The following is a 21,783-nucleotide window of genomic DNA, read 5'->3' as shown; positions in this document are numbered from 1 at the left end:
TGCTTTCGGCAACCTAGGTGGTGACAGGGGCGGGTCGCGCGGGCAAGGTGGGAACGTGATCACCGTCGAACTCGCCAGGTCCCTCCGTGACGCCGGCCTCCGCTGGCACCCCGAGACCGGGGACCGGTTCGTGATCGACAAGCCCGGCATCGACGACGACGTCTACACGGTGTCGGAGATGACCGTCGAGCGGCACGACTCCCCCACCGGCACGATCCTCGGCTTCAACGGCACCACCGAGTGGGCGCTCGACTCGGTCACCGCCACCGAGTCGCTCTGGCTGCCCCGCGAGGACCAGCTCCGCGAACTCCTCGGGCCCTCGTTCATCGGACTGACCCGGGTGCAGGTCGGCGGTCGCGTGGTCTTCACCGTGACGGCGACGATCGGCGGGGCCGACCGGAGCTTCGCGTCCGAGGTGCCGGCGATCGCGTACGGGCAGGCCCTGCAGGCGTACATCACGGCTGCGCTCGCCTGAACGGCGCGCCCGGGGTCGCCGTTCCTGGGCGTTGGCGGAATGGGCGCTGAGGGGCGTTTGGTTGCATGACACCATGACCGTTCCGAACATCACCCTGAACGACGGCAAGACCATCCCGCAGCTCGGCTTCGGTGTCTTCCAGATCGACCCCTCCGAGACGAAGGCCGCCACACTGGCCGCGCTCGAGGTCGGCTACCGCCACATCGACACCGCCGAGATGTACGGCAACGAGAAGGAGGTCGGCGAAGCCATCGCTTCGTCCGGCGTCCCTCGCGAGGAGATCTTCGTCACCTCGAAGCTCAACAACGGCTTCCACGACCCGGCCGCAGCGCTGGAGAACGGCAAGAAGTCGGCCGACCTGCTCGGCGGCTACACCGACCTGTTCCTCATCCACTGGCCGCTGCCCACCGTCTCGGACTTCGTCCCGACGTGGAAGGCCCTCGAGGAGCTGTACCACGCCGGCACCGCCCGCTCCATCGGTGTCTCGAACTTCCAGGCGCACCACCTGCACCGCCTGCGTGCCGAGACCGACGTCCCGCCGTCGGTCAACCAGATCGAGGTGCACCCGTACCTCGTGCAGGACGACCTCCGCGCCGTGAACCGTGAGCTCGGCATCGCGACCGAGGCGTGGTCCCCGATCGCGCAGGGCCTCGTCCTCGACGACGAGACCATCACCCGCGTCGCCGCGTCGGTCGGCAAGTCCCCGGCCCAGGTCGTCCTCCGCTGGCACATCCAGCGCGGCGACATCGTGTTCCCGAAGTCGGTCACGCGCGCCCGCGTCGAGGAGAACTTCGCGATCTTCGACTTCGAGCTCTCGGACGAGGACATGACCGACATCACCGCCCTCGACAAGGGGCACCGCACGGGGCCCGACCCCGACACGTTCGACTACGTGCCGGCCTGATCGGTCCAAGCACCGTCGCGAGAGCCGTCCGGGTGAGCCCGGGCGGCTCTCGCCGTCAGCGGCTGGTCGCGACCGAGGCCGTCACCGTGAACTTCGGGGTCCGGACGACCTCGCGGGTCGGCCCGACCAGGCGCGAGAGCACCGGCCGGTAGCGCAGGTGCGTGTTCCAGACGCACCACAGTTCACCGCCGGCCTGGAGGATCGTGGCCGCGTTCCGGAACATCGCCTCGGCCGTGTCCGTGGTCACCGTGGTGTCCGCGTGGAACGGCGGGTTGCAGAGCACGAGCTGCGCGGACCCCTCCGCGAGCTCGTCGCCCGCGTCGGTCCGCAGCACCGTCACCCGGTCGGCCACACCGTTGGCCTCCGCGGTCGCGCGCGTCGACTCGACCGCGATCCGGGACACGTCGGTGGCGATCACCCGCACCGACGGTCGCCGACGGGCGACCGCAGCCGCGATCACGCCGTTGCCGCTGCCCAGGTCGATGATCGTGCGCGCGGTCGGGACCGCCTGGTCCATCGCGTCGAGGAGCACCCGTGTGCCCTGGTCGAGCGACGTCCCGGCGAACACACCGCCGTGCGCGACCAGGGTCATCCCGAGGTCGTCGACGTGCACCGACCGGGGCCAGGGGTTCGTCGTGGCGGCGCGGTTCGCCTGTGCGCGCAGGGGGTCCTGCGCGATGAGCAGTCGCGACTTGCCACGACCTCGCGATGCCGTGACCTCGCCGAACGAGCGCCGGAGCACGTCGTTCTGCGTCACGTGCATGTACTTCACGTTGCCGCCGCAGAGCAGCACCACGTCCGGCGCCGCGAACCGGGCGACCGCGCGGGCGATCTCGTCGAGCCGATCGTGCGACTTCGACAGCCGCAGCACCACGAGCCGCACGTCGCGGAAGGCATCCTCGAGTGAGTCGGGGTGGTGGAAGCCGCGCAGCCCGAACGTGCCGGCGTTGGCCTCGAGCGCCCGCTCCCCCACCAGGGAGTCCTGCACGACGCGGATGTCGCTCGCCCCGTACTGCGTGATGAGGCCGAGCGTCAGCACCCCGTACCGGTCGTCGACCACCGCGACCTCGCCCGGCTGCCGGAGTGCGTCGCCGTGCACGTGCGGTGCTTCGTCGAGCAGGAAGCGGTCGGTGCCGTCGATCGCGATGAGGTCGGGCGCGTCGTCGTCGCGTCGGCGGAAGAGGTCGGCGAAGTCTGGCACCGCGTCAGCGTACCCGGCGACAGCCCGCAGCGAAGCGCATGGTGATCGCACTCGCGATATCAACAGCCTGTGTATTTCATATGTCAATACACTGGGAGTCCCCCACCAGAAGGAGCCCTCAATGGCATCCACCTCGTTCCGGAGCGCCGCGGTCGTCTGCGGCGTCCTCACCGCTTCCCTCGGCTTCGGCTTGCTGACGCCCGCGGCCGCCACCGCTGCCACCGCCACTCCCGCAGCCGCCTCGTCGTCGGACTCCACCGTGCAGGAGACTCTTCCGGACTTCGATTCCATCCCCGTCGATCCCTCGCTGGAGGCACTGCGCTTCTCCATCGACTGGAGCACCCCGTGGTCATCCCGCATCGTCGGCGGACGAGCCGGTGGTGGCGACGACGTCTGGCTCGTCAGCGGCAACCAGGTGTACGACCGGAGCACCACCGGCATCTTCTTCCTCGTCGTGCAGGACCGCCACAAGGACGAACCGCTCGAAGCGATCCGCGTCCACACCGCCGCCGACGGCACCCAGACCCGCGGCGAGCGCACCCCGATCCCTCGCACCATCAAGATCGACGGACTGCAGCAGCAGAACACGTTCACGCCCGGCACCACCCACTTCGCCGGCAGTGCGACCGCCGGTGCCACGATCGTCGCGAAGGACACCACCTCGGGCGCCACCCTGTTCACGACCGAGGTCAGCGGGGCACGCAACGGGACCGGCACCTGGAACGCCGATGCCGACCTCGCCGACTCCGACCACGTGATCACCCTCACGCAGACGACGACCGACGGTCGGAAGAACGAGCTCCGCGACGTGCGGTTCTCGCCGGCGGCATCGGAGGCGCCGCAGGCGCCGACGGTCGTGCAGAAGGGGCGCGTCCTCGACGGGTCGTTCGTCGTGGCGGGTTCCGTCACTGAGGACGTCGACTCGGTCGTCGTGCAGGACGAAGCCGGCTCCACCATCGCCGACGCCAGCCTCGGCGAGACCGGCTACTCCGCTCGGCTCCCGCAGGACCGCGTCGGCTCCACGGTCTACGTCGTCGGACGCACTGCCGACGGCACCTCCTCGGCCCGCGTGCCCGTCGCGCTCGAGCAGCTGCCGATCGACCCGACTTCCGCCGCACCGTCCCTCCGGTCCGTGTTCGTCTACCCGGACGGGCGCGTCCAGGTGGTCGGGGAGCACGATGACGCTCCTGGGCTCTGGATCCTCGACGGCGACCGCGTCGTCGGGCACACCACCAGCGCCGATGCGGTGTGGAGCTACACGATCGCCGCCGCCGCGACCGGCAAGCAGCTCGACATGGTCAACCTGGTCTTCGACGGCCGCGACTTCACCGGGACGTCCGAGCGGGTGGCGCTCCCCCGCCTCCTGCAGGTCGACGGCCTCGCGGACGAGAACACCTACGCGCCCGGTGCCCGCACGTTCTCCGGCAAGGCCGAGGCCGGCGCGACCGTCACCGCCACGGACCAGGACGGCCACCAGGTGTTCAGCGCCGAGGTCACCGGCTCACGCTCCGGCGTCGGCACGTGGAAGGCGGACGCGGACCTCACCAGTGCCAAGGGCTACGAGCTCACCTTCACCCAGACCACCGCGGACGGCCGCACCTCGGTCATGCGCGACATCGCGTTCGCCGCCGACGAGGACACCGCATCGCGTGACCTCGCCCTCACCTCGCACCAGTCGGGCACGTTCACACCGGGGCCGCAGCGCTTCACCGGCACGGCGACCCCCGGCGCGACCGTGACCTTCAACCCGGCTGGCTTCGACCCCAGCAACGCCCGCTACGACGTGACCACGCAGGCGAACTCCTCCGGCGTCTGGACGATCGAGCGCAGCCTCGCCGACTGGGACTACAAGGACGCGGCGTTCCGTCAGGACGCTGACGGCGACGTCGTCAAGCAGGTCAAGTCCCCCCTGGTCCCGGAGGTGGAGGACGCCGCACCGCGTGACCTCGCCCTCACCTCGCACCAGTCGGGGACGTTCACACCGGGGCCGCAGCGCTTCACCGGCACGGCGACCCCCGGCGCGACCGTGACCTTCAACCCGGCTGGCTTCGACCCCAGCAACGCCCGCTACGACGTGACCACGCAGGCGAACTCCTCCGGCGTCTGGACGATCGAGCGCAGCCTCGCCGACTGGGACTACAAGGACGCGGCGTTCCGTCAGGACGCTGACGGCGACGTCGTCAAGCAGGTCAAGTCCCCCCTTGCCCCGAAGTCCTGACCCTCAGCACGACGAACGCCCCGGACAGCATTGCTGTCCGGGGCGTTCCCCGTTCGAGCGACGCTCCGGCCGCGGTCAGTGCGGTCCGCGGTACAACACGACCTGCGTGTTCCGCTGCGGCCGCGACCCCGCCTTGAGCGAGATCGCCGCACCACTCGCGGTGGCGGCGAAGACCCGTGCGCCGGGCCGGTTGATGAGCTGATCGGCCAGCGCCGACTCGAGTTCCCGCACCCGGTCGCGGAGCACCTTGTTCTCGTTCTCCAGCTCCAACACCCGCCGGATGCCCTCCAGCGACACTCCCTCGGAGCCGAGGCGCGCGATCTCGCGCAGCTGCACCACGTCCCGCATCGAGTAGCGCCGCGACCCACCCCGGGTCCGACCCGGCACGACGAGGCCGAGCCGGTCGTACTGCCGCAGCGTCTGCGGGTGCATCTCGGCGAGCTCCGCCGCGACCGCGATCGCGAAGACGGGCGAGTTCTCGTCCATGTCGGTCATGGCGCGTTCCTTTCCGTCGTCCGCGTGGGGTGAAAACCAGCCTGGAGGAACGGCGAGCGTCCGTCAGGAAGCCGCGCCGTTCCTCCAGGCTGGTTCTACTGCATTCGGTGCGCGACGCTAGTCGCGCGCCTTGGCGAGGAGGTCCTCGCGGGGGTTCTCGTCGGGCAGCGCAGCCGCGAGTGCCTCGACGGCCTCGCGCTGCTTGTCCGACAGGTGCGACGGCACCGCGACCTGGACGGTCACGAGCAGGTCGCCCGTGCCGTTCTTCGTCGTGACGCCGCGGCCCTTGACGCGCAGGACGCGACCCGACGGCGTGCCGGGGGCGACCTTGAGCTTCACGGGCGAGCCGCCGAGCGTCGGGACCTCGATCGTCGCGCCGAGCGCTGCCTCGGTGAACGTCACGGGGACGTCCACGCGCAGGTTGAGCCCGTCGCGCTCGAACACCGGGTGCTTCCGCACCGACACGGCGACCACGAGGTCACCGGCCTCACCGCCGTCGGGCGAGGGCTCGCCGCGGCCGCGCAGACGGATCTTCTGACCGTCGGCGACACCCGCGGGGATGCGGACGTTGACCGGCCGACCGTTGCCCTGCGACAGCTTGACGGTGTCACCGGCGATGGCCGTCGTGAAGTCGAGGGTCGTCGACGCCGTGACGTCGCGGCCCTTCGTCGGCCCACCGAAGCCGCGGTAGCCGCCGGAGGTCTGGCCGAAGCCACCACCTCCTCCGAACATCCCGCCGAGGATGTCCTCGAAACCGCCGGCACCGCCGGGGCCGCCCTGGCCGAAGCGGACGCGCTGTCCGCCACCGCCCTGCTGTCCGAACATCCCGCCGAAGACGTCCTCGAACCCGCCCTGGCCCCCGCCGCCCGCCGTGAAGCGAGCGCCGGAGCCCATGGCACGGACCTGGTCGTACTCCTGGCGCTGCTCCTTGTCGGAGAGCACCGAGTACGCCTCGCTGATCTCCTTGAAGCGGTTCTCGGCGGCGGCGTCACCCGGGTTGGAGTCCGGGTGGAACTGCCGCGCGAGCTTGCGGTACGTCTTCTTCAGCTCGGCGTCGGAGGCGTCCTTGGACACGCCGAGGACCTTGTAGAAGTCCTTGTCGAACCAATCCTGACTGGCCATGGATCACCTGCCTTCTTCTGTCGTCACCGTGGGGACCCGGCTCAGGCCGGGACCGCCACCGCGACCTTGGCCGCGCGGAGGACCCGCTCACCGAGCTTGTAGCCCGGCTCGACGACGTCCGCGACGGTCTGTCCGGTGGCACCCGGGGTGGGGAGCTGGACGATCGCCTCGTGGATGTTCGGGTCGAACGCCTCGCCCTTCTCGCCGATCTGCACGAGCTTGAACTTCTCGAAGCCCCCGCGGATCTTCTGGCCGATGACCTGCATCGGGCCCTCGGCGAGGTCACCGTGGGCCTCGGCCCTGGTGAGGTCGTCGAGCGCCGGCAGCAGTGCCCGCACCACTTCGGCGATGGCGACCTCGCGGTTGGCCTCACGGTCACGCTCGACGCGCTTCCGGAAGTTCACCAGCTCGGCCTGCGCACGGAGCATGTCCGCACGCATCTCGGCGACGAGGTCGCGGTCCTCGGTGCTCAGCTTGTCCTCGGCGATGCCGCGGGCTGCGTCGGCGAGCAGCGCCTCGTCCTCCGGGGAGAGGTCGTTCGCAGCGTCCGCCGCCGGGCCCCCGGCGGCGGGGCCGTCCGTCGGTACTTCGACGTCGGGCCCCTCCGCCTCGATGAGGTCCTCGGGCTCGGCCGCGTTCGTGGCGTCGCCCTCGACCTGGGGTTCTTCCTCGTTCGGCACGTTGTCCTTGGGATCCGTCATCGTTACTTCTTGTCCTTGTCGTCCTCGTCGTCCACGACCTCGGCGTCGACGATGTCCTCGTCGTCGGCCGGCTGCTCACCCGCGGGCTGCTCGCCACCGGCGGTGCCGGCTGCTGCGTCCTGCTGGCTGTAGATGGCCTGGCCGAGCTTGCCCTGCGACTCGTTGAGCTTGTCGAAGGCGGACTTCACGGCGTCGTCGTCCTCGCCCGCGAGTGCGGACTTGAGCGCGTCGACGTCGGCCTGCACCTCGGACTTGACGTCGGCGGGGAGCTTCTCGTCGTTCTCCTTGATCAGCTTCTCGATCGAGTAGACGAGCTGCTCGGCCTGGTTGCGACGCTCGTTGGCCTCGCGACGAGCCTTGTCCTCGGCAGCGTGCTCCTCGGCCTCGCGGACCATGCGCTCGATGTCCTCCTTCGGCAGCGACGAGCCGCCGGAGATGACCATCGACTGCTCCTTGCCGGTGCCCTTGTCCTTCGCGGACACGTGCACGATGCCGTTGGCGTCGATGTCGAAGGTGACCTCGACCTGCGGGACGCCACGGGGAGCCGGTGCGATGCCGGTGAGCTCGAAGGTGCCGAGCGGCTTGTTGTCGCGGGTGAACTCGCGCTCGCCCTGGAAGACCTGGATGGCGACCGACGGCTGGTTGTCGTCAGCGGTCGTGAAGGTCTCGCTCCGCTTGGTCGGGATCGCGGTGTTGCGGTCGATGAGCTTCGTCATCAGGCCGCCCTTGGTCTCGATGCCGAGCGACAGCGGCGTGACGTCGATGAGCAGGACGTCCTTGCGCTCGCCCTTCAGGACACCGGCCTGCAGTGCGGCGCCGACGGCGACGACCTCGTCCGGGTTGACGCCCTGGTTCGGGGACTTGCCACCGGTCAGCGACTTGACGACCTCGGCCACGGCGGGCATGCGGGTCGAGCCACCGACGAGCACCACGTGGGCGATGTCGTTGACCGAGACACCGGCTTCCTTGATGACGTCGTTGAACGGCTTCTTGGTGCGGTCGAGCAGGTCGGAGGTCATCTGCTCGAACTGTGCGCGCGAGATGGTCTCGTCCAGGTTCAGCGGGCCCTCGGCCGTCAGAGTCAGGTACGGGAGCTGGATGTTCGCCGACATCTGCGACGACAGCTCCTTCTTGGCCTGCTCAGCCGCTTCCTTCAGGCGCTGCTTGGCGATCTTGTCCGTGGACAGGTCGACGCCGTGCTCGTCCTTGAACTTTTTGACCAGGTAGTCGACGATGCGCTGGTCCCAGTCGTCGCCACCGAGGCGGTTGTCACCGGAGGTCGCGCGGACCTGGATCGTCGAGAAGTCGTCGTCCTTGCCCACCTCGAGCAGGGAGACGTCGAACGTGCCGCCACCGAGGTCGAAGACCAGGATGAGCTCGTCTTCCTTGCCCTTGTCGAGGCCGTAGGCCAGGGCGGCCGCGGTCGGCTCGTTGATGATGCGGAGGACGTTGAGGCCGGCGATCTCACCGGCGTCCTTCGTGGCCTGGCGCTCGGCATCGTTGAAGTACGCCGGGACGGTGATGACCGCGTCCGTGACGTCTTCGCCGAGGTACTGCTCGGCGTCGCGCTTGAGCTTGCCGAGGGTGCGGGCCGAGATCTCCTGCGGCGTGTACTTCTTGCCGTCGATGTCCGTCGTCCAGTCGGTGCCGATGTGGCGCTTCACGCTGGCGATGGTGCGGTCGACGTTCGTCACGGCCTGGCGCTTCGCGGTCTCGCCGACCAGGACCTCGCCGTCCTTCGTGAACGCCACGATCGACGGCGTCGTGCGCATGCCTTCGGCGTTGGCGATGACGGTGGGCTCGCCACCTTCGAGAACGGAGACGACGGAGTTGGTGGTTCCGAGGTCGATGCCTACTGCACGTCCCATGTGTTGCTCCTCTTGCTTGGGGGTAAGTCGATGGACTTGCGTCCGATGGGCTCAACCCTACTCCTGAGTCGCCCAGAGTCAACTTCTGGGAGAGAAAACCTGCGCCGAACCCACTCAACTCCCAGCCGAACGGCAATCCGCTAGCAGGTTCGTATGTTGGTATTTCACGTGATATTCTGAATACACACGCCGTCAGAGTCTGTAGACGGGCGTGCCCCTTCCCGCACAGCCGCTGTCTGCGGCCTGTCCCGAAAGATGCACATGTCTCACAAGAAGAGGGCATCGGCTGCCCTCAAGTCCATGGGTGCGGCCGGTCTGGTCGCAGCCACCATCGTGTCCGGCCTGTCCTTCGGCCCTGCTGCAGTAGCGGCAACCGACTCTGCGCCATCCGACAAGCACACGAAGAGCTCCATCGGGATCAACGCGAGGTACGCATTGCCGCCGACGGGTGTCCGGGTGACGAGCGTCGACGACAACTCGTTCACGATCTCGGGAACCGCGCAGTACACGAACGATTACTCGGGCGGCAGGTACTCGGTCGGGATCTTCCTGACGAAGGGGTCCTCGTTTAACTCAGGGGTCGCCGGCCGACCAATTCAATTTGTCTCATGGGCCCGCGGTGAAACGAAGACTGTCTACGCGTACACGCAGGCGGAAATCCCAGGTTCAGCAGGATTCAACATGGAGATGTCCGACTTGGTTCCCATTCAGGTCACTCGTCCCGGGCAGGCCACCTCCCCGATGACGGCGCAGGTGTCGAAGGTGAACAACATCGCGAAGACCGCGGAGGTGTCGGGCACGGCGACTCCGAACGGCACGGTGACGATCGGCAGCAAGGTCGCCAACGTCAACTCGAGTGGCAACTGGTCGATGACCGTCGAGGGGCTCTCCGTCGGAGCCAACTCCCTCGTCGCCACGCAGCGGTTCAACAACGCGCGGGTCGACGAGAAGACCGTCACCGCGACGATCGTCGAGGGCGGCACGCTCGTCGGCGTCGACCAGGGTCCCGTCGAACTCGAGCGCGGCGAGACCACCCAGGTCCCGTTCGTCGTCGAGAACCGGGAAGCGCGTACCGGCACCAAGGGCACCGTCGTGCTGACGGCCCCGGATGGTGCGACCTTCTCCGAGCAGGACGCCGTCCAGGGCTCCTGGCGGCGCGTCGGCAACACCGCGTGGAACGCCTCCACGTCGATCCCGCTCACCAACGGCCGTCTGTCGAACGACAACACGACCCTGACGTTCGACGCGGACTGGGCCAGCGAGCGTCCGGCCGACCAGCAGTACCGCTTCATGATCGATGTCACCACGGGCGATGAAGCTCCCGAGGGGCCGAGCGCCATGGACTTCTCCATGACGGGCACCAGCAGCAAGGGTGATTTCCTGGCCGAGGGCAAGACCACCACCACCGCCACCGCGAGTGTTGCGGCGCCGACGGGCACGGTCACGTTCTCGGATGACGTCACCCAGAAGGCCACCGTGTCGGGCACCGGTGTCGACGGCGCCACGATCACCCTCTACGCCGGCGACTCCACCACCGCCATCGGCACCGCCGTGGTGAACAACGGCACCTGGACGACCACGATCGATCCCATCGGCGCGGGCGACCAGAAGATCCGCATCGAGCAGTCCGGCATCGACGGCATCCAGACCGCTGAGACGACCGCGGAGTACGGCGCCGCAGTCACGCTCGACGACCCGGCCTCCTCGACGGTCACCCCCGGCAACGTCACCGTCACGGGCTCCGGCCAGGCGAACACCACGGTCACCATCACCGGCGGCGCCAAGCCGGTCACGACCACGGTCGAGGCTGACGGCACCTTCAGCGCGGAGGTCGAACTCGAACCCTCGAACACCGCGAAGACCCTCACCGCGCAGCAGCGTTCCAAGGGCAACCTGACCACCTCCGACACGATCACGGTCACCCCCAACGGCGCCCAGACCGCGCGCGACGTCGTCATCACCGAGCCGACCAGCCACACCTACCGGCCCGACAGCGCGACCACGATCAGTGGCACCGCGACCCCGTACGCCACGGTCGCGCTCCGCTTCCAGTGGAACGACACCGTCTACGGCACGGCCAAGGCAGACATCAACGGCAACTGGTCGATCACCCGTGGCTTCGGCCCGTCCGCGAAGTACGAACTGACCGCGACGCAGACCCGCTTCGACACCACCACCTCGGCTTCCGCCATGTTCGCCCTCGACCCCGAGGGCATCACGAACCAGGAGGTCGTGATCACGGGGCCAGCTGACCACGCCTACACGCCCGGCGAGGCGACCCGGGTCACCGGCACCGCCACCCCGTACGCCACGATCGAGCTCCGCTTCCAGTGGAACAACACCGTCTACGGCACGGCCACGGCCAACGCCAACGGCGAGTGGAACATCGTCCGCAACTACGGCCCCTCAGCGACCTACGAACTGACCGCAACGCAGCTCCGCGCCGACGGCACCACGTCGCTGTCGAACACCTTCACACTCGAAGCCACCGGCATCGACCGTCCGTTCACGCTGACCACGCCCACGATGGACTCGACCTTCGAGGCCGGGGTTCCCGTGTCCTTCACCGGCACCGGCACCCGTGGCGCGACGATCACCGCGATTGCTCCGGCCTGGAACAACAACGAGATCTTCACGACCGAGGTCGACGACAACGGCCACTGGGACATCCGACGCTCCTTCGCCCCCGGGATCACCTACGACCTCACCCTCGTCCAGCAGCCCGTCGGCGGAGAGCCCACCCGCATCGCCGGCGTCCACCTCACCCCCGCCAACTGACCGCCGGCGACTGACCACGTCCAGCTGACCCCCGTCAGCTGACGCAGCCGGAACCACAAGAGCGGCGACTCCATCGAGTCGCCGCTCTTGCCATGTCATGTGATATACTAATAGTGCACATCAACCCGAACTGGAGCACGATGACGCTCGCCGACTTTCTCCGCATCATCCGCCGCTCGCTGGTCGTGCTCCTGGTGGCGACCGTCGCCGGGGGCGGCGTCGGTGCGCTCATCGCTGTCGTCAGCACCCCTCAGTACCGCTCGACCGGTCAGGTCTTCGTGTCGGTGCAGCCAGGCGCCCCGGACGTGAGCGACCTGGCGCAGGGCAACAACGCGGCACAGCAGAAGGTGAACTCCTACGTGCAGGTCGTGCGGAGCGCCAGCGTGCTGCAACCCGTGATCGACGAGCTCCGGTTGGACACCACGGCGACCGAGCTCGCGCAGCACGTGACATCCACCGCCACGGTCGACAGTGTGCTGCTGGACATCTCGGTGACCGAAGACGACCCGAAGGAAGCAGCCCGCGTCGCCGCGGCCGTCATCGCCAGCTTCGCGCACGTGGTCACCGAGAACCTCGAGAAGCCGACCGACGGTGGCGCTTCACTCGTCCGGATCGAGACCGTGCAGCCGCCGCTCGTCCCCGAAGCACCGAGCTCACCAGACCTCGTGAAGTACGTCGCACTGGGACTCGCGTTCGGACTCGCGCTGGGCGTCGGTGGAGCGCTCGTCCGACAGACACTCGACTCCAAGGTACGAACACAAGAGGACGTTGTCCGGGTCACCTCGGTGCCGGTCCTCGGGGCGATCGGGTTCGACGCCGCAGCGACGACGAACCCGCTCGTGGTCCACTCCGATCCGCGGAATCCGCGCGCGGAGTCCTTCCGCTCCCTCCGGACGAACATCCAGTTCGTGGAGACCGATGCGCAGCGGCGGAGCTTCACCATCACCTCGGCCATCCCGTCCGAGGGCAAGTCGACCACCGCCGCGAACCTCGCGATCACCATGGCGGAGAGCGGCTCCCGCGTCGTCCTGGTGGACGCCGACCTCCGGCGTCCTCGCATCGCCGAGCTCATGGGCATCGAGGGGGCAGTCGGACTCTCCGACCTCCTCATCGGCAGGACCGAGCTCGAAGACGTGACGATCCCGTGGGGACGCGGCAGCCTCTCCGTCCTGCCTGCGGGTCAGATCCCGCCCAACCCGAGCGAGCTCCTCGGGAGCAACGCGATGCTCGCCCTGATCGACCAACTGACCACCGAGTTCGACTTCGTCATCTTCGACGCACCGCCACTGCTGCCGGTCACTGACGCGGCCGTCCTCAGTCGCCTCACCGGCGGCGCCGTCGTGATCTCCTCCGTCCGCCGCGTGACGCAGAAGCAGCTCGCCTCGGCGCTCGATGCCCTCCGGAGCATCGGCAGCAAGACGCTGGGGGTCGTCATGACGATGGTCCCCACGAAGGACCGTGGCGCCTACGACACCTACTACGCAGCTGAGAACGCAGCCCCCAGCGCCCCCAGCACCCCCAAGCAGGGTCGGCGAACCCGCGAGCTGCCCACTGACCGCCCTACCTCTGACAGAAAGAGAACCCCATGAAGCGCAAGACCGTCGCCACCGTCGCCCTCGGCGCCGCCCTGGCTGCCGCACTCACCGGCTGCAGCGGTGGTGCAACCCCGGACAAGACCTCGTCTCCGACCCCCTCCCCGACGAAGACGAGCGCCGCCAACGAGACCGTCTACAACGAGTGCATCGACGGTCTCGCGACGATCGACGCCTCCGATGCAACGGCCGAGAAGCCGCTCACCGTGGGCGACTGCACGCACGTCTCCGTGCTCGGCGCCGCGAAGGACGGGTCGACGATCACGCTCGGCGCCGTCGAGGACCTCCTCATCGAAGCGAGCGGTGCCACGATCGACGTCAAGAGCGCGAAGAGCATCACGGTGCCCGGGTCCGACAACACCGTGAAGTACTCCGGTGAGGCCGAGGTCCAAGACCTCGGCCAGGACAACACGATCGCTGCACGCTGACGAGACGCGGCACTGATCGGGGCAGGACGCCTGCTCCCGATCAGTGCCGTTGCACGTGACCTGAACGTTCGGACGGAGGCACCATGAGCTACATCGAGTCACTGCGCACCCTGCAGTCCGAGATCAGGGAGGACCGAGCGGCGAACGTCGGCCGCTCGGCCCGCACACTGCTCTGGCTGTTCCGTGTCGCACGGGCAACGCAGGCGCTACCCGCGGCACCACGCCTCCTGGCGAGTCCGCTCCGCATCGCCTACCGGGTGGTGTCGACGACGGTGCTCGGCGCCGAGATCCCGCTCAACACCCAGATCGGCCCTGGGCTGGCCCTGCCGCACTGCCGTGGACTCGTGGTCCACGAGGCCGCAGCAATCGGTCCGGCGAGCACCCTCCGGCACAACGTCACGATCGGCGTTCGTCGGTCAGGTGAGTCGACCCCCGGGGTACCGCGGCTCGGCCCGCGTGTCGACGTCGGCGCCGGCGCGCAGATCCTCGGCGACATCGAGATCGGCGCTGGAGCCCGGATCGGGGCCGGCGCGATCGTGTTGTGCGACGTCCCCGAGGGCGGCGTCGCCGTCGGCAACCCCGCTCGGGTCATCACGCAGACCCGGCCGTAATCGGCAACGGGTCGTCACCCCAGGGGCTGGTGGCCCTCGGCGATCGACGCGATCCGTTCCGCAGCGGTTCGACCGCGCTTGTCGTCCTCCGCCGGCCAGGTCGCGATCTTCGCCATGAGGTCGCTGGTCCGACCGATCACCTTCGCGGGCACACCGCCGACGATCGAGCCGTCCGGAACCGACCTGGTGACGACCGCCCCGGCAGCGACCACCGAGTCGGAGCCGATGCGGACCCCCGGCATGAGCGTGGCCCGGGCTCCGATGAAGCAGCGGTCGCCGACGCTCACCGGCGCGTACCGGTACCGACGACCGCGCTCGTCCCGGTACAACCAGCCGGTGCCGTCGTGGGTGACGAAGAGCACGTCGACGGAGATCGTCGTGTCGTTGCCGATGGACACCATCGAGTACTCCGAGGCGACGCGGCACGAGTAAATGCGGCAGCCGGTCCCGACCTCGAGGCCCAGTCGGCGGGCGGCCACATCGCCGCCGGCGACACGTGACACGACTGCGAACACCCAGGGTCGCGGGATGCGGAACGGGACTCGATTGCGCATGGCATGCCTCTCATGTAGCGTTTACATATCAGATACTAGTTTATTCCGAAGGACCCCGTGGCCTCCTACATCTTCGTCCAACCGCACCTCCGCTTCGGTGGTGCGGAACGCCAGACGGTCATCGTCGCCAACCGACTCGCCGAGAACGGCCACCGTGTCACCGTGGTCCTCCACTCCGGCGGCGGTGGCCTCGTCACGCTGCTGCGCCCGGACGTCTCCGTCCACGTCCTCGGGATCGAGAGCCATGCGGCAACCGTCGACGTCGCGCGCCGGCTGCACGCGGTCCTCCGATCGCTGCCCCGATCGCTCGTCGTCGTGAAGCTCTGGTCGTCGATCCTCGCGTGCGCCATGATCGACCGGCGCCGATCCGTCGCCCACCACGTCTTCAACTACTGCGAAGACCTCGACCCGACCGACCACGCCGAGTACATCCGCTTCGGTCGACTCAAGCAACACCTGATCGGGTCGGTCTTCCGAGCTCGACAGGTCCTCTCCGCCAACACGCACACGGTCGCCGACTCCATGACCGAGGTCTACGGACTCGACCACCGACCCGCCGTCATCCCGAGCACCGTCGACCCGGTCGCGATCCGGTCGGCCGCTGCAGCGAACCCACGCGAACGCCACGCTGCGTTCACCGTCGTCTCGGTGGGCAGCCTCATCCGACGCAAGGGACTGGACGTCACGCTCGCAGCCCTCGAAGGCCTCGGCGTCCCGGTGCACTGGCGCGTCGTCGGCGCCGGACCCCTCGCAGCGGAACTGGCTCGGCACCACGACCCGAAGGGGCTCGTGACGGTGTCCGTCGAAGGTGCTCACGCTGAGCCGTACTCCTTCGTCGCAGCAGCCGACGTCCTCGTCCACAGCGCTCGGAGCGAGGCCTGGGGGATCGTCCTCCTCGAAGCGCTCGCAGTGGGGACCCCCGTCCTCGCGGCGGACTCCATCGGCCCGTCGGAGATGCAGGCACTGCTCGGGGTGCGGGACGACCTCTTCGAACTCTTCGAGAACGGCTCCGTGCCGGACCTGCAAGCCCGTCTGCACGCGCGACTGCACGCATCGCGGCCCCGTCTCGACGACTGCGACACCTACATCGAACCGGTGACGCTCGACCACGCCGTTGCCCTCTGGGAGCGGCACGCACACGACCTCATGGAGGCCTCAGCATGACCAAGATCCTCTTCGTCTGCAGCAGCGGTGGTCATCTCGACCAGCTGCTCGCGCTCCTCCCGGCACCGGACGGCACCGACGTCGCGATCGCGACGTTCATGAAGCCCGACGCCCTCGCCAAGGTCGCCGGACACCGGACGTACGGCCTGCACTGGCCGACCAACCGGAGCATCACCGCGCTCGTCCGGAACCTCGTGATCGCCGCCCGGACGCTGCGCCAGGAACGTCCCGACCTGATCGTCAGCAGCGGTGCCGCCGCAGCTGTCCCCTTCTTCTGGTTGGGGAAGGTGTTCTTCCGGACCCGCACCGTCTTCATCGAGTGCGTCGACCGGATCGACAACCCCACGCTCACGGCGAAGCTGGTCCGACCGGTGACGGACCGCTTCATCGCCCAGTGGGACGACCAGCTCGCGGGGTTCCCGCGGCGCGAACGCGTGGCGGTCAGCCGATGAAGGTCCTCCTCACCGTGGGGACGCACGAGCAGCCGTTCCAGCGCCTCCTCGACGCCGCCCAGCAGACACTCCTCGCCCGACCGGACGACGAGTGGGTGGTCCAGTACGGCGTCGGTTCGTGGAGCCTCCCCCTCCCGAGCATCCGTGCCGCTGCGGACTACTTCGACGCCCCGAGCATGCAGGCACACCTCGCCTGGGCCGACGTGGTCGTCAGTCAGTGCAGCCCCGGCACGGTGTTCGGTGCGCTCGCGGCGGGCACCTGGCCCCTCGTCCTCGGCCGCCAGATCGCGTTCGACGAGCACGTCGACGACCACCAGGTCCTCTTCGCCCGGGAGCTCGACCGTGCTGGCCTCGCCCTCGACCTCCAGACCGCAGGACGACTCGCCACGGCCCTCGCGGAGGAAGACCAGCTGGACTGCACCGACCGACAGCGACGGTGCCGCCAGGCTGCCGATCGATCTGCCGAGAACGCCGCACGCTTCCGGACCGATGTCTGGCGTGTCCTCGGGAACGTCGCATGACGCTCGCCCCTCGGAAGTCCTTCGTCCGACGTGCGACGGTCGCCGCACTGGTCTCCGTGGCGCAGCTCTGCCGTGCCGCGGGCTACGCCGTCCGGACACGTCCGGTGACCGGGACCGCACCCGTCGTCGTGTCGCTCACCTCGCACGGCCGGCGACTCCGGTCGGTGTCACTGGCGATCGAGTCCATCGTCAGCGGGAGTGTGCGGCCGCAGCGCCTCGTCCTCTGGGTCGACGACGAGGCCGATCGCGAGCGTGCCCTGCGCTCCCGTCCGCTCCGCCGGCTCATCGCGCGTGGACTCGAGCTCCGGGTGGGCGAGCCGGTCGGTCCGCACGGCAAGTGGTGGCCGTACGTCCGGTCCGAAGCCCACCACACGCTCCCACTCGTCACGGCGGACGACGACATCCGGTACGGCCGCGCGTGGTTGCGAGCGCTGCTGGACGCCCACGCCACCACCCCGGACACCATCCACTGTCACCGGGCCCACCGCATCGTCGTGACGGCGGACTCGACCCCGGCTCCCTACATGACCTGGCCGCCCTGTCGGAGCACGACGCCGTCGCACGCGTGGTTCCTGACCGGTGTGTCCGGGGTCCTCTACCCGCCAGCGCTCCTCGACGCACTGCGCGACGACGGTGACGGGTTCCGGGCGACCGCGCCGCACGCTGACGACGTCTGGTTGACGGCGAGGGCGATCGCGAACGGCGTGCGCGTCGCACAGGTCGAGACCGCACCCCGCGTCTGGCAGACGATCGTCGGCGGACAGCGGTCGGCGCTCTCCCGGAGCAACGGGACGGACGGGGGCAACGACGCGCAGATCGCGGCGACGTTGACTCCCGACCTGCTGCAGGTCGTGCGCGACGAGACCACCCCGTGAGCGCCCGCCGACCGGTCACCGCGAGCACGGTCATGCTGGTCGTCGGGAACGTCTTCCCGCCGGCAGCGACCTTCGTCATGGCTCCGTTCCTGGCGCACTCGCTCGGTGTCGACGGCCGAGGCGAACTCGCCGCCGTGACGGCACCGTTCCTCCTCGCGCTGTCGATCGGCACGTTCGGCATCCCCGACGCCGTGACCCAGACGATCGCCTCCGGCCGTCGCGTGGCACGTTCCGGGTGGTGGCTCGCCTGGCTGCTGCTCGCCGTCGGCGGGATCGCTGCCCTGGCCGCCGTGACCGTGGCAGCGCCGCTCATCGTGGGGACCGACGCCGCCGATCTGACCACCCTCGTGACCGTCGCGACGGCCGCCACCGCTCCCGCACTCTTCGTGGCGCTCCTCCGGGGCCGTGCGGCCGGTCGTCACGCGTGGGGCTTCGTGACCGCGGAACGCATCACCGCTGCCAGCGTCAAGATCGTCGGCACACTGGTGCTGGCCAGCATCGATCGTCTCGACCTCCCCTCGGCCGTCGCCCTCATCGCGTTCTCCCCCGTCGCGGGCGGCGTCGTGTACCTGTTCATGCCGCGCGCGACCCCGCCGAGCGACACCGCAGCCGTCGTGCACGCACGGTCGATGCTCGGCTTCTCGCTCCGCAGCTGGCTCGGCTCCGCCGCCGGGGTGTTGCTCGTCCGGCTCGACCAGCTCCTGGTGCTCCCGCTGGCGAGCGCCGAGCAGCTCGGGCTCTACGCCGTGGCGGTGAACGTGGCCGAGGTCCCCGTGATCGTCACCAACGCGATCCGAGAGGTCATGCTCTCCAACGACGCCGCTGACGCGGACGACGTCCGCGTACCCCGCGTCGCTCGGTCAGCGGCCGTGCTCGCCGTCGCGATCGCACTGCCCCTCGGGTGCACTGCGCCGTTCTGGGTCCCGTTCGTGTTCGGCGCGGCCTTCGCCGGCGCAGTGCCCGTCATGGCCGTCTCGATCGTCGCCGTCGTGATCGGTGTACCCGGTTCGATCGCGGGGAGCACGCTGACCGCTCGCGGGCGTCCCGAGCTCCGCAGCATGAGCATCACGATCGGCTGCATCGCGAACGTCGTGGCCCTCGTCGTGCTCGTCCCGGTCCTGGGGGCGGTGGGCGCGGCGACGGCGGCACTGATCGGCAACCTGCTCTCGAGCAACGGCAGCGTGCGCTGGGCGGCTCGCCTCACCGGTGCGCGGATGCGTGACTTCTACGCCGTCGGTCCCGCCGATGTTCGCCGCGTCGGTGCCCTGGCCGTCCGGCTCGTCCGACCAGTCCTGGCGAGGGGGTGACCGTGGAGCTCCTCCGACTGGCCGTCTGGGTCCTGTTCTGTCTCGTCGTCGTGGCGACCCAGCAGTCGCGGCCGGTGGTGGTCCTGTCCGCCGTCGTCGCGCTCCGCCTCCTCGTCCCGTCCACCGCCGGAGGGCTCCTCCTCGGCAACTGGGAGGGGAACGCCGCGCTCCATCCGGCGACGGTCCTGCTCGTCGTGTACTGCGTGTTCGGTCTCCGCGGTCAGTGGAACAGCATGGTCGCCGAGGTGGCGCCGCGCCGCGGTTGGTACGGCGGTCTGGTCGTGGTCGCGTTCCTGCTCGTGGTGCAGGCCGTCGTCGGGAGCGGGCCGACGTCGCTCCTCGGGCTGGCCAACGCCGTCCTCGCCCCGATGCTGCTCTGCTTCGTCGCGCGCACGAGTGAGCAGGCCGTCCCCGGGACCCTGCGCCGGCTGGCCGTGGTCTTCATCGCGGTGATGCTCCTCGTCGCGGCCGTGGTGGTCGTCCAGGTCGTCCTCCGGTCCGACCTGCCGTGGGGACTGCTCGGTGGGCAGGGGACCTCGGGGATCGCCCAGTTCCGCCCGCGAGGGACGCTGGACAGTCCGCTCGACCTCGGGTTCGCTGCTGCGGTCGCGATCCCGCTGACCTCGTTCATCCACCGTGCACCGCTCCGCCTGGTCGTCGCGCTGATGCTCCTGAGCACGGTCGTCCTCACGGCATCACGGGCACCGACCGCCGTCGCAGTCGTGGCGACCGTCTGGGTCATCGCGCGCTCGACACGGTCCTTCGTCGCAGTCCTGACGATCGTCATCAGTGGTTGCGCAGCGGTGTTCGTGGTCCTGCGGACGTCGATGCTCAGCGGACTGGTCGAGCGCGTGACGGGTGACGACGGGAGCTCGTCCTCTGCACGTGGGGCGGCAGCACAGTACGTGGTCGAGCACATCTGGGACCACACGTTCATCGGTGGCGGGTGGGGAGCAGCGTGGCAGCTGAAGGGCGAGGTCCTCCGCACGAGCCTCGAGAACTCCTTCGCGATCCTGGCCTTCGACCTCGGGCTGGTCCCGGTGGTGGTGTTCGTGCTCGTCCTGCTGCGTCCCGCGCTCGACGGATCCGCGCCGGTCGGTGCTCGTCTCGCCCTGGTGGCCGGCGTCGTCCTGGGCTTCTGCTACTCCGGGTTCGCGACGATGTCCGCCGCGTCGACCGTGCTCTGGCTCGCGCTGGCACTGTGCGGCCAGGCGCTGGCCGCTCGAACGCACGAGTCATCCCCGCCGCGGGGAGACGGACCACTGCCGGGTAGGGTCGTCCCGTGCGATGGAGTCGAGTGAACTGGCCCTCCGTTGGCTACGTCTCCCTCGAGGACTTCGACGGCCAGCGCGAACACGTGACCCGGCTGCTCGAGGACGCCCCGCCGACGATCGCCGCGCTCCTGACGGTCAAGTGGACCGACTCACGGATCGAACGCTGGGTCGTGGAGTCCGCCGACGCCGTCGTCGACCCGGACGCCGACGAGGACGACGTGACGACCCCCGTCGACCTGCCGGGGCACGGTGTGCCGGACCCGGTCGTCGTGCACGCCGACATCGTGGTCCGCAACGACGAGGTGCTCGACACCCCGAGCGGCCTGTGGCGCCGCTGGAACCACGCCAGGGTGTCGCTCCGGCTGCGGGACGCCGTCATCGACCCGCCGGGTGTCGACGCCGCGGCACTGCTCGCCGGTGACGCGCACGTCGCCCGGGGCGAGCTCGAGTACCTGAACGAGCACGACGCCTGGGAACTCCGCCTGCTGATCTCCCCCGTCGGTGAGGTCGCGATCCGGTTCCGGGGCGTCCGGGTGGCGATCCGGAGCGTCGCCGAGTCCGTGTACTCCGGCCTCGAATCGCGCCCGGCACGCGGCTGGCACGGCCCGGTGCCGGACGGTTGGGTGGAGTGGGCGACCGAGGTGGTACGGGCCGCGGCGTACGGCGACCTCGGCGGGCTGCACCTGGCCGATGACGCGAGCGACGTCGACGACGTCGACCCTCGCTGGGGCTTCGCCCCGCTGCACGCCGCCGCGTGGTTCGACCACCCCGAGATGCTCGAGGAACTCCTGCGCCGCGGGGCGACTCTGCAGCTGGAGGACACCGAGGGGCGGACGCCGCTGACGCTGGCGATCGACCGCGACGCGCGACGGGCGGTCGACGTGCTGGTCGCAGCGGGCGCCGACCTGGAGGCCCGTGACGGCGACGGCAACACCCCGATCGTCCGCGCTGCGTGGGGCGGGCACGCCGCGATCGTGCGTGCCCTCGCCGCCGCGGGTGCGGACACCAGGGCGCGCGGGTCACGGGGCGCGACGCTGCTGATCGCGGCCGTCGACTCCGGCGACCTCGACTCGGTCCGCGTCGTGCTGTCGCTCGACGTCGACCGGGACGCCGCCGACGACGAGGGCTCGACCGCTGCGGACCGCGCGGAGCTGCTCCGCGAGACGGCCGTCGCCGACCTGCTCGCCGCCGCCTGAGCGCTGTCCGCACCACGGCCCGTGGGCCGACCCGTGCCGGACACGAC

General features: G+C 69.5%; 20 protein-coding genes. 14 read left to right on the top strand and 6 right to left on the bottom strand.

The window, feature by feature from the left end; translation table 11 throughout:
• The first annotated feature begins 55 nt into the window (after positions 1 to 55).
• Together FFG40_RS05320 and FFG40_RS05315 are read left to right on the top strand one after the other, a co-directional pair.
• The gene (locus tag FFG40_RS05320) at positions 56 to 475 is read left to right on the top strand and encodes a hypothetical protein (RefSeq protein ID WP_027464885.1); all 420 of its coding nucleotides are present in this window, start codon (positions 56 to 58) and stop codon (positions 473 to 475) included.
• A 73-nt stretch (positions 476 to 548) separates the two neighbouring features.
• Positions 549 to 1,379 (top strand): aldo/keto reductase, encoded by an 831-nt coding sequence (locus FFG40_RS05315; protein ID WP_138802490.1) that lies wholly within the window; start codon positions 549 to 551, stop codon positions 1,377 to 1,379.
• Positions 1,380 to 1,434: 55 nt separating this feature from the next.
• Here the strand turns inward: FFG40_RS05315 and FFG40_RS05310 are convergent, their stop codons facing one another.
• On the bottom strand, positions 1,435 to 2,580 hold the full coding sequence (locus FFG40_RS05310) for a class I SAM-dependent methyltransferase (RefSeq protein ID WP_138802489.1): 1,146 nt from the start codon (positions 2,578 to 2,580) through the stop codon (positions 1,435 to 1,437).
• A 121-nt stretch (positions 2,581 to 2,701) separates the two neighbouring features.
• Here FFG40_RS05310 and FFG40_RS05305 point away from each other — a divergent pair, with 121 nt between their 5' ends.
• Positions 2,702 to 4,798, top strand: coding sequence for a hypothetical protein (locus tag FFG40_RS05305; RefSeq protein ID WP_138802488.1), 2,097 nt, complete (start codon positions 2,702 to 2,704; stop codon positions 4,796 to 4,798).
• A 75-nt stretch (positions 4,799 to 4,873) separates the two neighbouring features.
• Here the strand turns inward: FFG40_RS05305 and FFG40_RS05300 are convergent, their stop codons facing one another.
• From FFG40_RS05300 to dnaK, 4 genes are all read right to left on the bottom strand, one after another.
• Positions 4,874 to 5,284, bottom strand: a complete 411-nt coding sequence (locus tag FFG40_RS05300) for a heat shock protein transcriptional repressor HspR (RefSeq protein ID WP_138803435.1) — start codon at positions 5,282 to 5,284, stop codon at positions 4,874 to 4,876.
• A 126-nt stretch (positions 5,285 to 5,410) separates the two neighbouring features.
• Entirely contained in the window at positions 5,411 to 6,415 is a 1,005-nt protein-coding gene (locus tag FFG40_RS05295; protein ID WP_138802487.1) for a DnaJ C-terminal domain-containing protein, read from the bottom strand.
• A 41-nt stretch (positions 6,416 to 6,456) separates the two neighbouring features.
• Positions 6,457 to 7,116 (bottom strand): nucleotide exchange factor GrpE, encoded by a 660-nt coding sequence (locus FFG40_RS05290; RefSeq protein WP_081827213.1) that lies wholly within the window; start codon positions 7,114 to 7,116, stop codon positions 6,457 to 6,459.
• A 2-nt stretch (positions 7,117 to 7,118) separates the two neighbouring features.
• Entirely contained in the window at positions 7,119 to 8,984 is a 1,866-nt protein-coding gene (gene dnaK / locus FFG40_RS05285; protein WP_138802486.1) for a molecular chaperone DnaK, read from the bottom strand.
• Positions 8,985 to 9,245: 261 nt separating this feature from the next.
• Here dnaK and FFG40_RS17225 point away from each other — a divergent pair, with 261 nt between their 5' ends.
• The 4 genes from FFG40_RS17225 to FFG40_RS05265 all read left to right on the top strand — a co-directional run bounded on the left by FFG40_RS17225 (position 9,246) and on the right by FFG40_RS05265 (position 14,393).
• Positions 9,246 to 11,762, top strand: a complete 2,517-nt coding sequence (locus FFG40_RS17225) for an Ig-like domain-containing protein (RefSeq protein WP_221935157.1) — start codon at positions 9,246 to 9,248, stop codon at positions 11,760 to 11,762.
• A gap of 113 nt (positions 11,763 to 11,875) precedes the next feature.
• A complete protein-coding gene (locus FFG40_RS05275) occupies positions 11,876 to 13,351 on the top strand; it encodes a polysaccharide biosynthesis tyrosine autokinase (RefSeq protein WP_185974096.1) in 1,476 nt (491 codons plus the stop codon).
• Positions 13,348 to 13,782, top strand: a complete 435-nt coding sequence (locus tag FFG40_RS05270) for a DUF3060 domain-containing protein (protein WP_138802483.1) — start codon at positions 13,348 to 13,350, stop codon at positions 13,780 to 13,782. Before FFG40_RS05275 ends, FFG40_RS05270 begins: the two co-directional genes overlap by 4 nt.
• 83 nt (positions 13,783 to 13,865) lie before the next feature.
• Entirely contained in the window at positions 13,866 to 14,393 is a 528-nt protein-coding gene (locus FFG40_RS05265; RefSeq protein WP_138802482.1) for a serine acetyltransferase, read from the top strand.
• A gap of 14 nt (positions 14,394 to 14,407) precedes the next feature.
• Here the strand turns inward: FFG40_RS05265 and FFG40_RS05260 are convergent, their stop codons facing one another.
• Positions 14,408 to 14,947, bottom strand: a complete 540-nt coding sequence (locus FFG40_RS05260; protein WP_138802481.1) for a DapH/DapD/GlmU-related protein — start codon at positions 14,945 to 14,947, stop codon at positions 14,408 to 14,410.
• A gap of 57 nt (positions 14,948 to 15,004) precedes the next feature.
• Between FFG40_RS05260 and FFG40_RS05255 the strand changes: the two genes are divergently transcribed.
• The 7 genes from FFG40_RS05255 to FFG40_RS05225 are packed head-to-tail and all read left to right on the top strand — an operon-like array spanning position 15,005 to position 21,736.
• The gene (locus FFG40_RS05255) at positions 15,005 to 16,111 is read left to right on the top strand and encodes a glycosyltransferase (protein ID WP_138802480.1); all 1,107 of its coding nucleotides are present in this window, start codon (positions 15,005 to 15,007) and stop codon (positions 16,109 to 16,111) included.
• A complete protein-coding gene (locus FFG40_RS05250; protein WP_138802479.1) occupies positions 16,108 to 16,563 on the top strand; it encodes a polysaccharide biosynthesis protein in 456 nt (151 codons plus the stop codon). The genes FFG40_RS05255 and FFG40_RS05250 overlap by 4 nt, the downstream gene beginning before the upstream one ends.
• The gene (locus FFG40_RS05245; protein ID WP_138802478.1) at positions 16,560 to 17,084 is read left to right on the top strand and encodes a glycosyltransferase; all 525 of its coding nucleotides are present in this window, start codon (positions 16,560 to 16,562) and stop codon (positions 17,082 to 17,084) included. Before FFG40_RS05250 ends, FFG40_RS05245 begins: the two co-directional genes overlap by 4 nt.
• Positions 17,081 to 17,959 (top strand): hypothetical protein, encoded by an 879-nt coding sequence (locus FFG40_RS05240; protein WP_138802477.1) that lies wholly within the window; start codon positions 17,081 to 17,083, stop codon positions 17,957 to 17,959. Before FFG40_RS05245 ends, FFG40_RS05240 begins: the two co-directional genes overlap by 4 nt.
• Entirely contained in the window at positions 17,956 to 19,266 is a 1,311-nt protein-coding gene (locus FFG40_RS05235) for a lipopolysaccharide biosynthesis protein (RefSeq protein WP_138802476.1), read from the top strand. The genes FFG40_RS05240 and FFG40_RS05235 overlap by 4 nt, the downstream gene beginning before the upstream one ends.
• Positions 19,267 to 19,268: 2 nt before the next feature.
• Entirely contained in the window at positions 19,269 to 20,567 is a 1,299-nt protein-coding gene (locus FFG40_RS05230) for an O-antigen ligase family protein (RefSeq protein ID WP_138802475.1), read from the top strand.
• Positions 20,549 to 21,736 (top strand): ankyrin repeat domain-containing protein, encoded by a 1,188-nt coding sequence (locus FFG40_RS05225; protein WP_138802474.1) that lies wholly within the window; start codon positions 20,549 to 20,551, stop codon positions 21,734 to 21,736. Before FFG40_RS05230 ends, FFG40_RS05225 begins: the two co-directional genes overlap by 19 nt.
• Positions 21,737 to 21,783 lie beyond the last annotated feature (47 nt).

The sequence above is a fragment of the Curtobacterium sp. KBS0715 genome (genome assembly GCF_005938005.2).
GTDB lineage: Bacteria > Actinomycetota > Actinomycetes > Actinomycetales > Microbacteriaceae > Curtobacterium > Curtobacterium flaccumfaciens.
Note: the sequence above shows the minus strand (reverse complement) of the source record. Positions and strands in the feature narration are given on the sequence as shown.

What these genes read in the sequence shown, in the direction of transcription:
- FFG40_RS05240 (WP_138802477.1), top strand. Translation starts at nt 17,081, where the DNA reads ATGACGCTCGCCCCTCGGAAGTCCTTCGTCCGACGTGCGACGGTCGCC.
- FFG40_RS05260 (WP_138802481.1), bottom strand. Translation starts at nt 14,947, where the DNA reads ATGCGCAATCGAGTCCCGTTCCGCATCCCGCGACCCTGGGTGTTCGCA.
- FFG40_RS05300 (WP_138803435.1), bottom strand. Translation starts at nt 5,284, where the DNA reads ATGGACGAGAACTCGCCCGTCTTCGCGATCGCGGTCGCGGCGGAGCTC.
- FFG40_RS05305 (WP_138802488.1), top strand. Translation starts at nt 2,702, where the DNA reads ATGGCATCCACCTCGTTCCGGAGCGCCGCGGTCGTCTGCGGCGTCCTC.
- FFG40_RS05265 (WP_138802482.1), top strand. Translation starts at nt 13,866, where the DNA reads ATGAGCTACATCGAGTCACTGCGCACCCTGCAGTCCGAGATCAGGGAG.
- FFG40_RS05250 (WP_138802479.1), top strand. Translation starts at nt 16,108, where the DNA reads ATGACCAAGATCCTCTTCGTCTGCAGCAGCGGTGGTCATCTCGACCAG.
- dnaK (WP_138802486.1), bottom strand. Translation starts at nt 8,984, where the DNA reads ATGGGACGTGCAGTAGGCATCGACCTCGGAACCACCAACTCCGTCGTC.
- FFG40_RS05315 (WP_138802490.1), top strand. Translation starts at nt 549, where the DNA reads ATGACCGTTCCGAACATCACCCTGAACGACGGCAAGACCATCCCGCAG.
- FFG40_RS05270 (WP_138802483.1), top strand. Translation starts at nt 13,348, where the DNA reads ATGAAGCGCAAGACCGTCGCCACCGTCGCCCTCGGCGCCGCCCTGGCT.
- FFG40_RS17225 (WP_221935157.1), top strand. Translation starts at nt 9,246, where the DNA reads ATGTCTCACAAGAAGAGGGCATCGGCTGCCCTCAAGTCCATGGGTGCG.
- FFG40_RS05295 (WP_138802487.1), bottom strand. Translation starts at nt 6,415, where the DNA reads ATGGCCAGTCAGGATTGGTTCGACAAGGACTTCTACAAGGTCCTCGGC.
- FFG40_RS05290 (WP_081827213.1), bottom strand. Translation starts at nt 7,116, where the DNA reads ATGACGGATCCCAAGGACAACGTGCCGAACGAGGAAGAACCCCAGGTC.
- FFG40_RS05245 (WP_138802478.1), top strand. Translation starts at nt 16,560, where the DNA reads ATGAAGGTCCTCCTCACCGTGGGGACGCACGAGCAGCCGTTCCAGCGC.